At 62.8% G+C, this 14,988-nt stretch carries 13 protein-coding genes and 1 riboswitch; of the genes, 5 read left to right on the top strand and 8 right to left on the bottom strand.

All coding sequences use genetic code 11. The features are described from left to right. Window positions 1-222 precede the first annotated feature (222 nt). Both MOV80_RS16080 and MOV80_RS16075 read left to right on the top strand, forming a co-directional pair. Window positions 223-2,109: an amidohydrolase gene (locus MOV80_RS16080; RefSeq protein ID WP_118267229.1), complete on the top strand. Its 1,887-nt coding sequence runs from the start codon at window positions 223-225 to the stop codon at window positions 2,107-2,109. A 280-nt stretch (window positions 2,110-2,389) separates the two neighbouring features. Beyond that, window positions 2,390-4,225, top strand: a complete 1,836-nt coding sequence (locus tag MOV80_RS16075; protein WP_249605307.1) for an amidohydrolase — start codon at window positions 2,390-2,392, stop codon at window positions 4,223-4,225. A 97-nt stretch (window positions 4,226-4,322) separates the two neighbouring features. Here the strand turns inward: MOV80_RS16075 and MOV80_RS16070 are convergent, their stop codons facing one another. The 3 genes from MOV80_RS16070 to MOV80_RS16060 all read right to left on the bottom strand — a co-directional run bounded on the left by MOV80_RS16070 (window position 4,323) and on the right by MOV80_RS16060 (window position 5,801). Further along, window positions 4,323-4,655: an SMR family transporter gene (locus tag MOV80_RS16070; RefSeq protein WP_019101822.1), complete on the bottom strand. Its 333-nt coding sequence runs from the start codon at window positions 4,653-4,655 to the stop codon at window positions 4,323-4,325. Beyond that, the gene (locus MOV80_RS16065; protein WP_019101823.1) at window positions 4,656-5,108 is read right to left on the bottom strand and encodes a multidrug/biocide efflux PACE transporter; all 453 of its coding nucleotides are present in this window, start codon (window positions 5,106-5,108) and stop codon (window positions 4,656-4,658) included. Window positions 5,109-5,351: 243 nt separating this feature from the next. Beyond that, window positions 5,352-5,801, bottom strand: coding sequence for a multidrug/biocide efflux PACE transporter (locus MOV80_RS16060; protein WP_019101824.1), 450 nt, complete (start codon window positions 5,799-5,801; stop codon window positions 5,352-5,354). Between the two features lie 124 nt (window positions 5,802-5,925). Here MOV80_RS16060 and MOV80_RS16055 point away from each other — a divergent pair, with 124 nt between their 5' ends. Next, window positions 5,926-6,786, top strand: coding sequence for a LysR family transcriptional regulator (locus MOV80_RS16055; RefSeq protein ID WP_019101825.1), 861 nt, complete (start codon window positions 5,926-5,928; stop codon window positions 6,784-6,786). A gap of 48 nt (window positions 6,787-6,834) precedes the next feature. Here MOV80_RS16055 and MOV80_RS16050 read toward each other — a convergent pair whose 3' ends face one another. The 3 genes from MOV80_RS16050 to speA all read right to left on the bottom strand — a co-directional run bounded on the left by MOV80_RS16050 (window position 6,835) and on the right by speA (window position 10,087). Continuing rightward, the gene (locus MOV80_RS16050; RefSeq protein WP_019101826.1) at window positions 6,835-7,269 is read right to left on the bottom strand and encodes a hypothetical protein; all 435 of its coding nucleotides are present in this window, start codon (window positions 7,267-7,269) and stop codon (window positions 6,835-6,837) included. A 216-nt stretch (window positions 7,270-7,485) separates the two neighbouring features. Continuing rightward, the gene (locus tag MOV80_RS16045) at window positions 7,486-7,944 is read right to left on the bottom strand and encodes an RICIN domain-containing protein (RefSeq protein WP_249605306.1); all 459 of its coding nucleotides are present in this window, start codon (window positions 7,942-7,944) and stop codon (window positions 7,486-7,488) included. A 262-nt stretch (window positions 7,945-8,206) separates the two neighbouring features. Next, window positions 8,207-10,087 (bottom strand): arginine decarboxylase, encoded by a 1,881-nt coding sequence (gene speA / locus MOV80_RS16040; protein ID WP_039755142.1) that lies wholly within the window; start codon window positions 10,085-10,087, stop codon window positions 8,207-8,209. 652 nt (window positions 10,088-10,739) lie between these two features. On the opposite strand from speA, the gene astE reads away from it, so the two are divergent. Continuing rightward, entirely contained in the window at window positions 10,740-11,738 is a 999-nt protein-coding gene (gene astE / locus MOV80_RS16035; protein WP_019101829.1) for a succinylglutamate desuccinylase, read from the top strand. Window positions 11,739-12,001: 263 nt separating this feature from the next. On the opposite strand, the gene bla is transcribed toward astE, so the two are convergent. Next, window positions 12,002-12,889 (bottom strand): class A beta-lactamase, encoded by an 888-nt coding sequence (gene bla, locus MOV80_RS16030; protein WP_019100318.1) that lies wholly within the window; start codon window positions 12,887-12,889, stop codon window positions 12,002-12,004. A 214-nt stretch (window positions 12,890-13,103) separates the two neighbouring features. Between bla and MOV80_RS16025 the strand changes: the two genes are divergently transcribed. Further along, window positions 13,104-13,427 (top strand): DUF3761 domain-containing protein, encoded by a 324-nt coding sequence (locus MOV80_RS16025; RefSeq protein WP_019100319.1) that lies wholly within the window; start codon window positions 13,104-13,106, stop codon window positions 13,425-13,427. A 290-nt stretch (window positions 13,428-13,717) separates the two neighbouring features. On the opposite strand, the gene MOV80_RS16020 is transcribed toward MOV80_RS16025, so the two are convergent. Continuing rightward, window positions 13,718-14,698, bottom strand: coding sequence for a sodium:calcium antiporter (locus tag MOV80_RS16020; RefSeq protein WP_043592178.1), 981 nt, complete (start codon window positions 14,696-14,698; stop codon window positions 13,718-13,720). Between the two features lie 56 nt (window positions 14,699-14,754). Continuing rightward, window positions 14,755-14,899, bottom strand: a riboswitch (yybP-ykoY riboswitch). Window positions 14,900-14,988: the final 89 nt, after the last annotated feature.

Below are 14,988 nucleotides of genomic sequence, written 5' to 3'. Positions count from 1 at the left end.
ACCCCGTTCTAAGACCCCGTTCCCGGCCTGCCGCGCTTGGCGAGGCCTGGTTTCGCTTTTGCTCGCTGGACTTTGAACAGCTTCTGAAGCAGCCCCCCGCCCGAATGGCCAGTTCGCCGTTTGTTTGCGCCGGGACGCCGCCTATAATGACATCGCTTTTTCCGTTCCTCGCGCGCGGCCCCGCGCTTCCTCCGGAGCCGGCGTTTCAACCGGACATCCGCCATGAGCCATCATCATCCGCACGGACCAGGCTGCGCCTGCTGCACTCTTCCTTTGTTGGCTCAGTTGCACGATGAGCTGTCCGAGCAGCCCGACTGGCAGGACGAGGCCAAGCGGCTGATCCGCCAGCAGGAAAAACATTTGCTGCCGGCCTCGCCGCCTCAGACGCTGATCATTTACGGCGGCTCAATTCATACCTTGGCCAGCAGCGGGCGGCAGACGGTGGACGCCGTCGGCATCGCCAAGGGCCGCATCGTGGCTACCGGTTCACGCGAGGAGGTGCGGCAGGCCATGGCCGCCGCCGGGCATAAAAAACCGGAGGAGATGTCGCTGGAAGGCGCCACCTTGCTGCCCGGTTTCGTCGATCCCCACATGCACATCCTGCCCAGCGCGCTGTTTTCGTCCTGGCAGTATGTGGGCGCGTTCTCCGGCCAAACGCTGACGCCGGATTACGGCATTGCCGGCGTGGAAAGCACGGTGCGCGCGGCGCTGGCCGATCCCAAAAAACAGCAAAAGGCCAAGGACGGCACGGCCTGGGTGTTGGGCTTCGGCCTGGATCCTTCGCTAATGCGGACCTGGACCGAACCGGACCTGGACTGGTTCGCCCAGTTTGGCGACAAGCTCCCGATTTTCCTGATGAACGCTTCCGGCCACATCGGCTACGCCAACGCGCCGGCGCTGGCCAAGGCCGGCATCAGTCCGGAATGCAAGGGGGTGCTGGTGGAGGAGCAGGTGCTGCAGATGATGCCCGCGCTGCCCTCCCCGTCCCCGGCCGCCTTGCTTTCCAGCATCAGCCAGGTGCTGCACGGCGCGGCCAAGATGGGCAATACCACGTTGTTCGACGCCGGCCTGGGGTCCGGCAAAGGGCTGTTCGAGGTCTTGCTGCTGGACTTGGTGGCCCAGACCGCGTTGAACCCGGTGCGCATCGCCGCCGCGCTGTTTTCCAACGAAACCCGGCAGATGGACGAGTGGACGCGCTTGTTCCGCCCGGACCTGGACGGCATGGAGGACAAGCGCTTCAGCATCAAGGCGCTGAAGCTGGTGTCGGACGGCTCCAACCAAGGGCTGACCGGTTTTCAGACCGAGGCCTACAAATGCTATCCGGAACACCAGGTGCCCAATGTACCGGCCACCGGGCTGTTCAATTTCCGCCCGCCCAGCGCCTTCGCTCCGCATTTGCGGCAGGCGGTGGAGCACGGCTGGCCGGCCATGGTGCACGCCAACGGCGACCGCGCCATCGACGAGGTGCTGCAGGCTTACGAGCACGCGCTCAACCACCCTTCCGCGCCGCTGCGGCCGGATTGCGCCGGCACGCGGCTGCGCCATCGCATCGAGCACGCTTCGCTCTTGACCGACGAGCACATCTCCCAGATGGCGCAGCTTCAGCTTTCGCCCAGTTTTTTGATCGGCCACGTCGGCTATTGGGGCCGCGCCTTCCAGCAAACCATTCTGGGCGAGGCCCGCGCCAAGCTGTTGGACCGCTGCCTGTCCGCCAAGCGCGCCGGCCTGCGCATCAGCCTGCACTCCGATCACTTCGTCACCCCGCTGGGCGGCCTGCGCATGATGGAGCAGGCGATTTTCCGCGTGATGGAGGCGGCGCCGGAACAGGCCGGCGGCAAGCCGGCGCTGAACCCGGCGGAGCGGCTGGACCGGCTCAGCGCGCTGCGCGCGGTAACGCTGGACGCCGCCTGGCAATGTCATATGGACCATATCGTCGGTTCGCTGGAGCCGGGCAAACTGGCGGACTTGGTGGTGCTTGAGCAGGACCCGCTGGACCCGGCGGTGAGCAATCTGCGCGATATCGCGGTGCTGCAGACCTGGCGTTCCGGCGCGCCGGTGTATCTGCACGCCAAGCTGGGTTGCGCGACGGAATCCGCGCCGCCAGCCTGAGGCGCTTCGTCGCAAGGGCTCTGAGCAGGCAAGGCCTTGCTCAGCTTTTGTCAGCCTCTCCGTCTTGCCATCGGCATACAATCCGCGCAGGGCCTGTTCAAAGTCTCGCGAGCCAAGGGCGAGACAAGGCGAAAACGGCTGAGAAAGCGGAATGTACAAGTGGTACATGAGCATTTCGAAGCCGCTTTCAACGCCGTATCGCTGAAGCGCAGCAGACTTTGTACAGGCTCTCAGTGCGCGGCGTCGCCGCGCAGTACCGATGCCATGCACAGGAGCGCCCATGTCCCTACCCCATCAACCCGGCTGCGCGTGCTGCACGCTGCCCCGGCTGTCCACCCAGCTGGACGCCTTGCAACATCACAACTGGACCGAAAGCCTGTCCGGCCTGATCCGCGTCGCCGCCGAGCGCGCCAAGCTGGCGCTGCACCAGGACGCGGCCATTTTCCACGGCGGCCCGATCTACACGCTGCAAGGCGGACAGTCTGGCCGGGTGGAAGCGCTGGGCGTCGCTCACGGCAAGGTGGTGTCGGTGGGCAGCCTGCGGCAGGTGGAGGCCGATATGCAAGCCCAACCGCGCGCCGAGCGGATTGATCTGCGCGGCAAGACTCTGCTGCCGGGCATGGTGGACCCGCATGTGCACATCCTGCCCAGCGCGTTGTACCGCAACTGGGTCAATCTGAGTCCCTTCGAGGATCAGATTCTGCGCCCGGGCTACAATCTGGGCTGGGTTGCTGAGAAGCTGCGCAACGAGCTGACCGCCCGGCACGGCCACACGCGCGCCGACACGCAGCAATGGCTCACCGGCTTTGGCGTGGACCCCTCGCTGATGACGAAATGGCAGGAGCCGGATCAGCCCTTTCTGGACCAGATCAGCACCGAGACGCCCATCTTCCTGATCAACGCCTCCGGCCACCTGGGTTACGCCAACTCCCCAGCGATGAAGCTGGCCGGCCTGGACCCTGACTCCAAGGGGGTCACCACCGAGGCCGACATCGGCAAGGTACTGGCGGTGATTCCCGGCCTGGCCGCTCCGCACTTGCTGAGCAAGCTGCAGGAAATCTTGCACGAGGCCGCGTCCAGAGGCATAACCACGTTGTTTGACGCCGGCTTGGGCGCCGCCATGGGCCAGTTGGAAATCACGCTGCTGCGCGCCTTCGCCCAAAGCCCGCTGGCGCCGGTGCGCATCGGTGCGGCGCTGTACTCCAACCAGGACTGGCTGCAAGAGCAGTGGTTGCACACCTTCCAACCCAATCACATTCCGCACGACGACGACCGCTTCAGCATCCGCGCGCTCAAGCTGATTGCCGACGGTTCCAATCAGGGCCTGACCGGCTATCAATCGCAAGACTATTGCTGCGCGGATGAGCACCACGTGCCCAATGTCTCTCCACGCGGCCTGTTCAACTTCGAGCCGCCCATCACCTTCGCCGCCCAGTTGCAGCGCGCGCTGAACGCCGGCTGGCCGGTACTGGTGCACGCCAACGGCGATCAGGCGGTGGATTACGTGCTGGCCGCCTTCGAACTGGCGCTATACGACGAAAACGCCAAGGACGGCGCGCCCAATTCCAAGCTGGCGCTGCGCTCGCGCATCGAACACGCATCGCTGCTGAGCGATGCCAGCATCGCCACCATGGCGCGGCTGAAGCTGTCGCCCAGCTTCCTGATCGGCCACGTCGGTTACTGGGGCCAGGTGTTCAAGACCACCATCCTGGGCCGCGATCGCGCCCAGATGCTGGACCGCTGTCAGTCCGCGCTCAAGGCCGGCCTGCGCATCAGCCTGCATTCGGACCACTTCGTGTCGCCGCTGGGCACGCTGCGGATGATGGAGCAGGCGGTGACGCGCGTGATGGAGGCGGACCCGGAGCGGCAGCCGCTGAACCCGGCGGAATGCCTGGACCGCCTCTCCGCGCTGCGCGCGGTGACGCTGGACGCGGCCTGGCAGTGCCATATGGACCACATTGTCGGCTCGCTGGAGCCGGGCAAACTGGCGGACCTGGCCATTCTGGAACAGGACCCGCTGGACCCGGCGGTGCCGGCCGGCTCGCTGCGCGACATCCGGGTGCATCAAACCTGGTTGGCCGGCAAGCCGGTCTATCAAAACCCCAAGACGCACTAAGCCGCGTCCAAGGCGCAAAACAAAACCGGCCGGGATTCCCGGCCGGTTTTTGCGTTCCGCCCTCTTCCGCCGCGCGGGCCGAGAACGGGGCCTAGACTCAATGCGCCACTGATTTGGACATCAAATTCATCACCAACACCCCGGCCACGATCAAGCCCATGCCAATCATGGCCGGCGCATCCAGCTTCTGGCCGTAGAGCACCCAGCCCACGATGGAGACCAGCACGATGCCGACGCCGGACCACAGCGCATACGCCACGCCCACTGGAATCTGGCGCAGGGTCAGCGACAGCATGTAGAAGGCCAGCAGATAGCCGGCGCCGGTGAGCAAGGACGGGCCCAGGCGGGTAAAGCCTTCCGACGCTTTCAGCGAGGAGGTGGCGATCACCTCGCTGACGATGGCGACGGCCAGGAACAACCAGATTTTCATTCAAGACTCCAGTTCAGCGCACGGCTTGCCGCCGCGCATGCGCAGTTTGGCGCGCAGCGAGTCGTACAGCCAGTTGAAAATATAAGTGTAAGGCAGGAAGAAGGCGAAGAAGCCCAAATCCAGCAGGAAAGCCTGCCAGTAACTGACGTTCAGCCACCAAGCCGCCAAGGGCACCAGCATGATCACCAGCCCGCCTTCGAACATCAGCGCGTGCAAGGTGCGCACGCCCACGGTGCGGCTCCAGCCCATCGCCGCTTCCAGACGGTCGAACAACATATTGAACACCACGTTCCACATCATGGCCGCGGTGGACATCATGAAGGCCAGCGCGCCCATATGCAGCAGGCTTTGCTCCATCACCAAGGAGGCCAACGGCACCAGCAGGGCCATTGCGCACAGCTCGTACATCACGGCGTGGAAGCCGCGTTCCAGCCAGGATTTTTGTTTGTTCATATTATTTCCCAATCATGACCGTTTAAAGAATTTGTTCACGATCCGCCACGCGTCGGCGGGATTGTTGGACAGAGGCTTTGAAGACTGCTTCGAAACGCGCATGAAGCGCTCGCGCATTCCGCTGTCTCGGCCGCAAAGCCTTGTCTCGCCGTGGTCCGCAAGATCGTGAACGTCAAGATAGTCGCCATTCTGATTGGTTTTTCGGATGGTTAAAAAATAATAACCATCGACAAAACCGATACATCAAGCCATGCCCGCGCGGGCGCGGCTCAGGCGGCGCAACAGGCTGGCGCGCAGTCCGTCGTACAGCCAGTTGAAAACAAAGGTGTAAGGCAGGAAGAACAGGAAAAAACCGATATCCAGCAGGAAGGCTTGCCAGTAGCTGACCTCCAGCCACCAGGCCACCAGCGGCACCAACAACACCACCAGCCCGCCTTCGAACAACAGCGCGTGCACTACGCGCAGCGCCGGTGTGCGGACCCAGCCGCGCAGCCGTTCCAGCCGCTCGAACAAGGCGTTGAATACGATGTTCCACGACATCGCCACCGTGGTCATCATCAAGGCCAGCACGCCAATCTGCGCGGTGTCCTGGCTCAGCAGCCAGCTGGCCATCAGCATCAGCAGCATGACGGCGCACAATTCATAAGCGATGGCGTAGAAAGCGCGTTCCAGCCAGGATTTCTTGGTTTGCATCACATCTCCTTTAACCGCCGCGATTCGCCCATAACGGGCTCCGCGACGTGGTTTGCAGGTCAATGACGCGATTTTTATTGGTTTTTCGGATAGGATAAAGATAGGTTGAATCGGAGAAACCGATATGAGCATGTCGCTAGACGCGCTGGCGGCGTTTGCCAACGCCGCCGAACTGGGTTCGTTTTCCGCCGCGGCGCGGCGGCTGGGCAAGAGCCAATCCACCATCAGCGAGGCCATCGCCAATCTGGAGATAGACCTGGCGGTGCAGCTGTTCGACCGCGGCAGCCGCCAGCCGGCGCTGACCCAGGCCGGCCGCCATCTGCTGGGCTACGCGCGGCAGATGCTGGCGATTGGCGATGAATTGAACCAGCAGGCGCAGTTGCTGAACGCCGGGCTGGAGCCGCGGCTGACCCTGGTGCTGTCGGACACGTATCAGTCTTCGCGTTTTCAGGAAGTGACGCGACAACTGGAACAGAACTTCGAGGCGCTGGAACTGGAATGCCTGGTGGGCGAACAGGACGACGTGTTGGATTTGATCCAGACAGGACGCGCGCACCTGGGCTGCATGGCGGCGCAGAAGCAGTACCCGGCCGATATCGGCCACGCCACGCTGGGCGAGGTTAGCGAAGTGGCTCTGTACGTGGCGCGCAGCCATCCGCTGGCGGCGCTGGAACAGGTGGACCGGCAGGCGCTGAGCCGCCACCGCGAACTGCGGCTCAACACCTATACCGAAAGCAAACCGGAAACCATGAGCCGGCGCTGCTGGTTCGCGCCCAGCTATCTGATGCTGCTGGAGATGGCGATTCTGGGCGCGGGCTGGGCCGAGCTGCCGCGCTGGCTAGCGGACTCCTTCGGCGCGGAGCGGCTCCGCGAGCTGCGCGCGCCGGGCTGGCCCAAGTCGCGCCACATTGATCTGGTGTGGTCGCGGAGGCGGCCGCTGGGCATGGCCGCCGTCTGGGTGCGCGAGCAGTTGCTGCGCTCTTGAAGAGGCCGCCGCGCCGCGGCCAAGCCCCGCCCGGCGGATGGCGGGGACTCAGGCGCTGGGCATCGTCATCGGCCGCAGAATCCACATCGGCGGCCGGCCGGGATGCAGTTTGCGCAAGCGCAGCGTCGGCGGAAAGATTTTTTCCATGCCGAAGCCAAAAGCCAGGGAACGATCCGCCAGGCTGACGATATTGCCCGGCTGCGAAAACACATCCCAGCGCTGATTGGGCAAGGCCGGTTCCGGCAACAGGTCCAACTGCAACGGCGAACCATCGGCCGCTTCATTGGCGGCGATCACCAATTGATTGCCGCTGGTGGCCAGCGCGAACAAGCCTCGGTCGAAGTCGATATTGAACAAAGCGGCGAAATTGTTCTGGAACGGCTGCAGGCTAAGCCGAGCGCCCTTGATCGAATCGTCGGCCACAATGGCGTAATCCGGGAAATAGGCCGAGGTGATGAAATACGAAGTGCTGCTGAAACCCATCTCTTGCTCCTTGCATGAACCCAAAAAGCGGCGACGGGCCTTAGAACCTGTTCAAAGTCTGCTGCGCTTCAGCGATACGGCGTTGAAAACAAGCTCAAAATGCTCATGTACCACTCGTACATTCCGCTTTTTCGCTCGTTTTCGCCTTGTTTCGCCCTTGCTCGCGAGACCTTGAGCAGGCTCTTTGCGCCCGCCGCCGCGATCTTTGCCCTTCGCTTATTCAGCGGTTTCCAGCACCAGCTCCGAGCGTTGAGCCGAGGTCAGCGGTTTGAGCGCCCATTGCTGCGCCGGCGAAGCGTTGAACTCATACAGCCAGATCAGGCTGCCCACGCCGCCGCGGCTCTGGTTGTCGATCACCAGATTGGGGTTTTGACGGCTGGCGATAAAGCCAGGACGGGAGAACATATCCCATTGCTGGCTGAGCGAGGACGGGTTGTACGGACGCAGCACCAACGGCTTGCCGCTGGACAGGTCGGAAATGTCGATCACCAGTTGGTTGCCGCTGGTGGACAGCGCCAACACGCCGCTGGCGAAGTCGATGTTGAACAGCGAGAGGAAGTTGCCCTGAATGGCGCGCAAGGACAGTTGGGAACCGCTCATCGAATCATTGGCGGTAATGCCCAGCGTGGTGTTTTGGCTATAGGTAATGAAGTAAGGAACGCTAGAGAAAGACATATGGCAACCCCCATGTTTATGCCAATCAATTATTGGCTTTCTCAAACTAGCAAGGTTTCCCCATATTGCAAGCGCGTGCCCAAAACGAGCCGCGCCCTACGTAAAACTCACCCAAAAACCTCATCAGAAACACTAACTTAGACACCGCTAGGTGAAATTGCTTAAATTCGTCGATTGAAGAACAGTCTGTCCGCGCACAGGCGACGCCAACGAAAACAGCCGGGCATGCGCCCGGCTGTTTTGTTTCAGCTTGAGAGTCGAATCAGACCGACAAGTAGGACGACTGCTTCAGACCGCGGCAGAACTCCGCGAAGAACAAACTGCGCTCTTCGCTGCTGAGGTCCGCCGCGCGCGATTTGGCTTCGTAACGGTTGAGGATGTCTTCCGGCGACAGGTGCACGTAACGCAGCATGTCTTCGATGGTGTCGTGCTCTTCCACGCCGGAGAACTCAAGCTCGCCGCCATCGCGCACATAGACGTTGACCGAGTCGGTGTCGCCGAACAGATTGTGCATGTCGCCCAGGATTTCCTGGTAAGCGCCCACCAGGAACACGGCGATCAGATACTCGTCGCCCTGCTTCACCTCATGCACGGACAGGCTGGATTCAATGCTCTGCTGATCCACGTACTGCTTGAGCTTGCCGTCGGAATCGCAAGTCAGGTCCTGCAGCACCGCGCGGCGGGTGGGCTGCTCGTTCAAGCGGTGCAGCGGAGTGATCGGCAAAATCTGATCGATGGCCCAAGTATCCGGCAGGCTCTGGAACACCGAGAAGTTGCAGAAGTACTTGTCGGCCAGACGGTCGGTCAGCTCGTCGTACACTTGACGCTGCGAACGCTGGCTGGCTTGCAGCTGGCGGTGCAGACGGCGGCACAAGGCGGCGTGCACGTCTTCCGCCAGCGCTTTTTCCTTCAACGACAGGCGGCCGGAGGCGTACAGGTCGGTCACTTCCGACGCATAGTGGCTGGCGCGGTAGTAAATTTCAGTGACCAGATCGTCGTCGTTGAGCTGAACCAGTTCAAACAGCTTGCGCACCGGCTGCGACAAGGCGGCCAGGTCGTCCACCTGCGGTACTTCGTCCGGCAGGCGCTCCACATCGGTCACGTTCATGATCAGCACCGCGTGGTGAGCGGTCATCGCGCGGCCGGATTCGGACAGGATGCGCGGATGCGGAATGCCGTTCTCGCCGCAGAATTCGGACAACATGGACACGATCACGTGCGCGTACTCGTCCATGTCGTAGTTGATCGAGCTGTCGTTGCGGGAATGGGTGCCGTCGTAATCCACACCCAGGCCGCCGCCCACGTCCACGTGATCAATGGGCAGGCCCAGCGCGCGCAGTTCCGCGAAGTAGCGGATGGCCTCGCCGAAGCCGCTGCGGTAATCGCCGATATGGGCGATCTGCGACCCCATGTGGAAGTGCATCAGGCGCACGCAATCGGCCAGGCCAGCGGCGGTCAGCTTGTCCGCGGCGGAAATCAGCTGGCCGGCGGACAGGCCGAACTTGCCCTTCTCGCCGCCGGTGTCCGCCCATTTGCTGGAAGCCAGCGAGGACAGGCGCACGCGCATGCCGATATTGGGACGGATGCCGAGCTTGCGGGATTCATCGATCACCAGCTCGACTTCCGACTCTTTCTCGATAACGATGAATACCTGGTGGCCCAGGCGCTCGCCCATCAGCGCCAGGCGAATGTAGTCGCGATCCTTGTAGCCGTTGCAGACGATGGTGCAGCCCTTGGGCGACAGCGCCAGTACCGCCATCAGTTCCGGCTTGGAGCCGGCTTCCAGGCCGATGGACACGTCCGGTGTGGCGATGATGCTTTTCACCACCGCTTCTTGCTGGTTGACCTTGATCGGATAGATGGCGGTGTAACGGTTGCCGTAGCCTTGTTCGGCTATGGCCTTGTCGAAGGCCGCGCACAGACGGGTGACGCGGTCTTGCAGAATATCGGGAAACCGGACCAAGAGCGGCAGGTCCAGGCCTTTGCCGGACAGCTCGCCCACCAGGCGATGCAGGTCGATTTCCTTGTTTTGGCGCACATTCGGGCGGACAACGATATTGCCGTTGGCGCCCATGTCGAAGTACCCCGCTCCCCAATGCCGGATGCCATACAACGCCCGGCTATCAGCCACAGACCAAGCCATGAGTTTTCCCCTCAAGAACTGACGGAAAGCCCTGTACCCCGCGCAGTGGGTGGACAGGGATTTCCAAAGGACGCGCCCAGGCCGCCGCCGAAAAAGCGATGAGCCAGCCGCAGGAGCATCCTTATGATGGATAACCCCGCTCCTTAGTGCGCGGCTTTCGGGCTGAACAGCTTTTATGTGGGCCTGGGATGTCGGAGCGAAACAATTGAATTGTAGGTTTGCAAAGCTGCAAACGAGCGCGGATTGTAACAACATCACGCTGCTTGACAAGTAAAAAAATGTATAAAAATCCGCATGTCCAATTTAATCGACAAGCCCGCGTCGGGTAGCCCGGCAAGCCTTGTCCGGCAAGGCTTGAGCAAAAACAGCCCCCTATATTTTCCTCATGCCGGCCAGCGGCCGTTTCCCCGGGCGAAGGCCTTGTTGTTCGGACAATGGGCTTGTCCAAAATATTCAACAACAACGTGACCCAGCCCCCTAAGCCGTCCTCTAAAAAAACCACAGCGCGACAGGGCTCGCCAAGCCGCGCCAGACAAGGCTTTTAAGCCAAACACGGCATGTTTTTTCAAATCTGCGCCACGCGCCGCCACCAGCCGCGCCGGCTCTGGTTACAATGCCCCGGTCATCACTAGCCGCAAGCACGAGCCAGCCCATGCGCGAGCATCACCACGATTTTCTGTCCTGGACCATGAACCCCGCCTCCTCGGCCTCCGCCGAATGGCTGCTCCACTCAGGCGTGCGGGCGCGCTGGCTGGACTACGGCGTCGTAGAACTGGAGCCCGCCGACGCCGCCGACGATTCCCTGCTGCTGTCCAGCGGCGTGCACGGCAACGAAACCGCGCCGATAGAGGTGCTCAACGCCATCCTGGCCGATATCGCCGGCGGCAAGCTGACGCTGCGCTGCCGGCTGTTGGTGATCTTCGGCAATCTGGACGCAATGCGGCTGGGCAAGCGTTATCTGGATTACGACATGAACCGGCTGTTCAACGGCGCTCACGCGCGCCAGCCGGGCGCGCGCGAAGCGGCGCGCGCGGCGCGCCTGGAGCAGGCCGCGGCGGACTTCTTCGCCTCCGCCCGCGGCCGCCGCTGGCATTACGATCTGCACACCGCCATCCGCGGCTCGGTGTTTGAGAAGTTCGCCATCTATCCGTATATCCACGAGCGCCCGCACAGCCGCGAGCAACTTGCCTGGCTGAAAAGCTGCCAGGTTGAAACCGTGCTGCTGCACAGCCAGCCGGCCAACACCTTCAGTTACTTCACCAGCCGCCACTGCCAGGCGGACGCCTTCACGCTGGAACTGGGCAAGGCGCGGCCGTTTGGCCAGAACGACCTGCCCCGCTTCGCCGGCATCGACCAGGCGCTGCGCCGGCTGCTGTCCGAGCCGGAACAAGAGCTGCCCGGCTACCGCGACGGCGACCTGCCGCTGTTCCAGGCCAAGTACGACATCGTCAAACACAGCGAGGCTTTCCGCCTGCATCTGGCCGACGACGTGGAAAACTTCACCGCGTTGCCGGATGGTTTCCTGATCGCCGAGGACGGCGAACACCGCTACGTGGCCGTCGGCGGCGAGGAGCGCATTCTGTTTCCCAATCCCACGGTCAAGCCCGGCCTGCGCGCCGGCATCGTGGTGGAGCCGGCGCGCTTGCCTTAAGCTCTGCCGCGCGTTGTGAGACGTGACGCGGTGAGTGCCGTTTCGAACGGCTCATGTATCCACTGTACATTCCGCTTTCTCAGCGGTTTTCGCCTTGTCTCACTCTTGCTCGCGAGACCGTGGACACATTCTAAAAGTGATTCAACGCTCCGGCTCGCAGTCCGCGCCCACCTCAAGCGCTCAATCGAGCCGCGCGCAAAAACGCCGCAACCTTAGTTGCGGCGTTTTTCATTCCGGCAGGATTGCCCGCCACGCGCGGCTGCTCAAGCAAACTCGGCGGCGGCCACCCTCGCCACCGCGGCGATCACCGCGTTTCGCTCGTCCATCATCGCCGACGATCCCCAGTAAAACACCGACAGCAACAACGGCGACTTGCCCGGCCGCCAGGCCACGGCCACGTCGTTGGCGGCGCCGTGGCCGCCGCTGCCGGTCTTGTCCCCCACCCGCCACTCCGCCGGCAAGCCGGCGCGGATGCGCAGATTGCCGGTGGTGCTGCCCAGCAGCCAATCGTTCAACAACCCGCGCTGCCGCTCCGGCAATAGCGGGGAAAACAGCAAGGCATGCAGATTGGCCGTCATCGCCGCCGGCGTGGTGGTGTCTCGCGGATCGCCCGGCTCAGCGCGGTTCAGCTCCGGCTCAATCCGATCGAGACGGGTCAAGCCATCGCCCAGCGAGCGGGCGAAGCGATTCACTTCCTGCGGCCCGCCCAGTTGCTCCAGCAGCAGATTGGCGGCGGTGTTGTCGCTGAAGCGCATCGCCGCGTCGCACAGGTCTTTTACCGACATGCCCTGCTCCACATACTGTTCGGCGATAGGCGAATAGTCGATCAACTGCTCGCGCCGGTAACTGACATGTCGATACAACAAGTCCGGCTGCGCCGCGCTGCGTTGCAATAAGGCTCCCACCAGCAACAACTTGAAAGTGCTGCACATCGGAAAGCGCTCATCGGCGCGATAGGCCAGGCTCCGTCCACTGTCCACCTCTTGCGCGAACACGCCGATGCGACCGCCCGCGTTGCGTTCCAGCTCCGCCAGCTGCCGCGCCGCCGGCGCTTCGCCCGGCGCTCGCAACGGCGGACGCGCACAACCCAAAATCAAAGGCGAGGCGGCCAAAGCCGCCAGCAAGGCGCGCCGCTGCGCGAAATAATCCATAGTTTCATCCCCAGATCGGTATGACGACGCAGCCCATGGCGCGGCCGGCCATCGCGGTTTAGTTCCCCCGATGCGCATTGCCGCTACCTGCGGCAATGACAATGAACTAAAATGAGGTGCATATTCTTTTTGGCTTGAATTCATTGAATCGACGCGTCAAAGCACCATAGACAGATTCAAGCATCTTTAATGACTCATTAAACAATCGAATGACATGAAAAATCCAGCGCAGTTCCGTACGCCGATCTGGCGACGCATCGCCGGCCTTCTGGGCCTCAGCCTGGCCCTGCTTGCCGCGCCGGTTCAGGCCAAGGCCCCGCACCCCCATCGCCATGCCAGCGCGCCGGCGCAGGAGCAGTTGCTGGAACACGGCAGCTACACCAACTCCGACGGCGTAGAAGTGCACAGCCCGGCCCACACCCGTTCCGGCAAAGCGCCGGCCGGCGCCAGCGCGCGTTGCCGCGACGGCAGCTACAGTTTCAGCCAGCATCGGCGCGGCACCTGTTCGCATCACGGCGGCGTGGCGGCCTGGCTCTGAGCCCGTCTCAGAGCCTGTTTACGATCTCGCGAGCCGAAAACCGCTGAGAAAGCGGAATGTACATGCGGTACATGAGCATTTCGAAGCGGGTTTCAACGCCCTTATCTAAACTATCCCGCCGACGCGCAGCAGATCGTAAACAAGTATTCAGAACATGCTTACGATCTCGCGAGCTAAGGCGAGACAAGGCGAAACCGGCTGAGAAAGCGGAATGTACATGCGGTACATGAGCATTTCGAAGTGGGTTTCAACGCCGTATCGCCGACGCGCAGCAGATCGTAAACAAATTCTCACACCAGACAGCCGGCAAACACCAAGTACACCGCACCCGCGCCCAGCAGCCAGCGGCCGTCCACGCTGCCGCGGCGGAACAACAGCCACAGCCCGGCAATCGCCGCCATCGTGGCCAGTCCGGACCACAGCAAGACGCTATCGAACATCCACGGGGTGAAGAACAGGCCGAAAGCGCTGGGAATCGTCGCCTGAATCATCATGGCGCCGGAAATATTGGCCAAGGCCAAACGCTCCTTGCCCTGGCGCAGCCAGATCAGCGCGTTCATGATCTCCGGCAGTTCGGTGGCCACCGGGCTCAACAACAAGGCCACCAAATGCGGCGCCATGCCCCAATGGCCGGCCAGCGCTTCCAACTGCGCGACGAAGCCGTGCGCCGCCGCCGCGATCACCGTCAGGGCCAACAATGCCTGCGCCGCCGCCCAGCCCAGGCCGCCGCCGGCGCGCAGCTTCAAGGCATCCAGCTCCTCCTCTTCCGGCGCGGTGTCCGCGCTGCGGATCTCGCGCCAGACATAGGCGGCGTAAGCGGCCAGGAACAATACGCCCAGCCAGGGCTTGACGGCGAAGGCCACCAGACCCAGCGCCACCTTCAAGGCGAAGACGAACAGGAAGGCCAACTGGTCGCCGGCCAGCCGACGATGATCGACGCGCAGCAGATAATCGCCGCGCCCCAGCCGGCTGCGGTTGCGCCACAGGGCGAAACCCACCACCGCGTAAGCCAGCGTGGCCAGCACCAGCGGCCCGCCCAAGGCCGCGCCGACGCCGATGTCCTTATGTTGCGGCGTGTCGCCAAAGGCCATTGCGGTCAAAGTCACCGCGCTCTCCGGCAAGGCGGTGCCGAAAGCGGCGAGCACGGTGCCTACGGCGCTGGCGCCCAGGTTCAGGTGGCGTCCGCACCATTCGATGGCGTTGACGAAGTATTGACAGGATAGATAGATCAGGACGGCAAAGCCGAGCAGAAACAACAGGGTCGACAGCATGGATGGTCTTGGGCCGGGCAAGCGAATGGACAATGGCGCAACGACGCGGCTTGCCCGGCGGCAAACGCATCGTGGCCAAAGGTCTCGCTTGGCGGCGCCGGCAATGCCGGCCGCTGACCGCGCCATGAGGAAAGCTCCTCAAGTTTGTTGACGCGGCCTCTTCGGCGGGGCCGAAGATGGCTACTCCCCAATGACAACGGCGCCATTGTGCCAGCCCGGACTCAATGGCGCAAACCTAGTCTCTCGTCATGCGGAGCCGGAGGCGCTTGCCCGCCTCCGGCCTGTTTGCC

The sequence above is a fragment of the Chromobacterium sp. IRSSSOUMB001 genome (assembly GCF_023507765.1).
GTDB lineage: Bacteria > Pseudomonadota > Gammaproteobacteria > Burkholderiales > Chromobacteriaceae > Chromobacterium > Chromobacterium haemolyticum.
The sequence above is the reverse complement of the archived record's forward strand: the minus strand, read 5'-3'. Positions and strand labels throughout refer to the sequence as shown.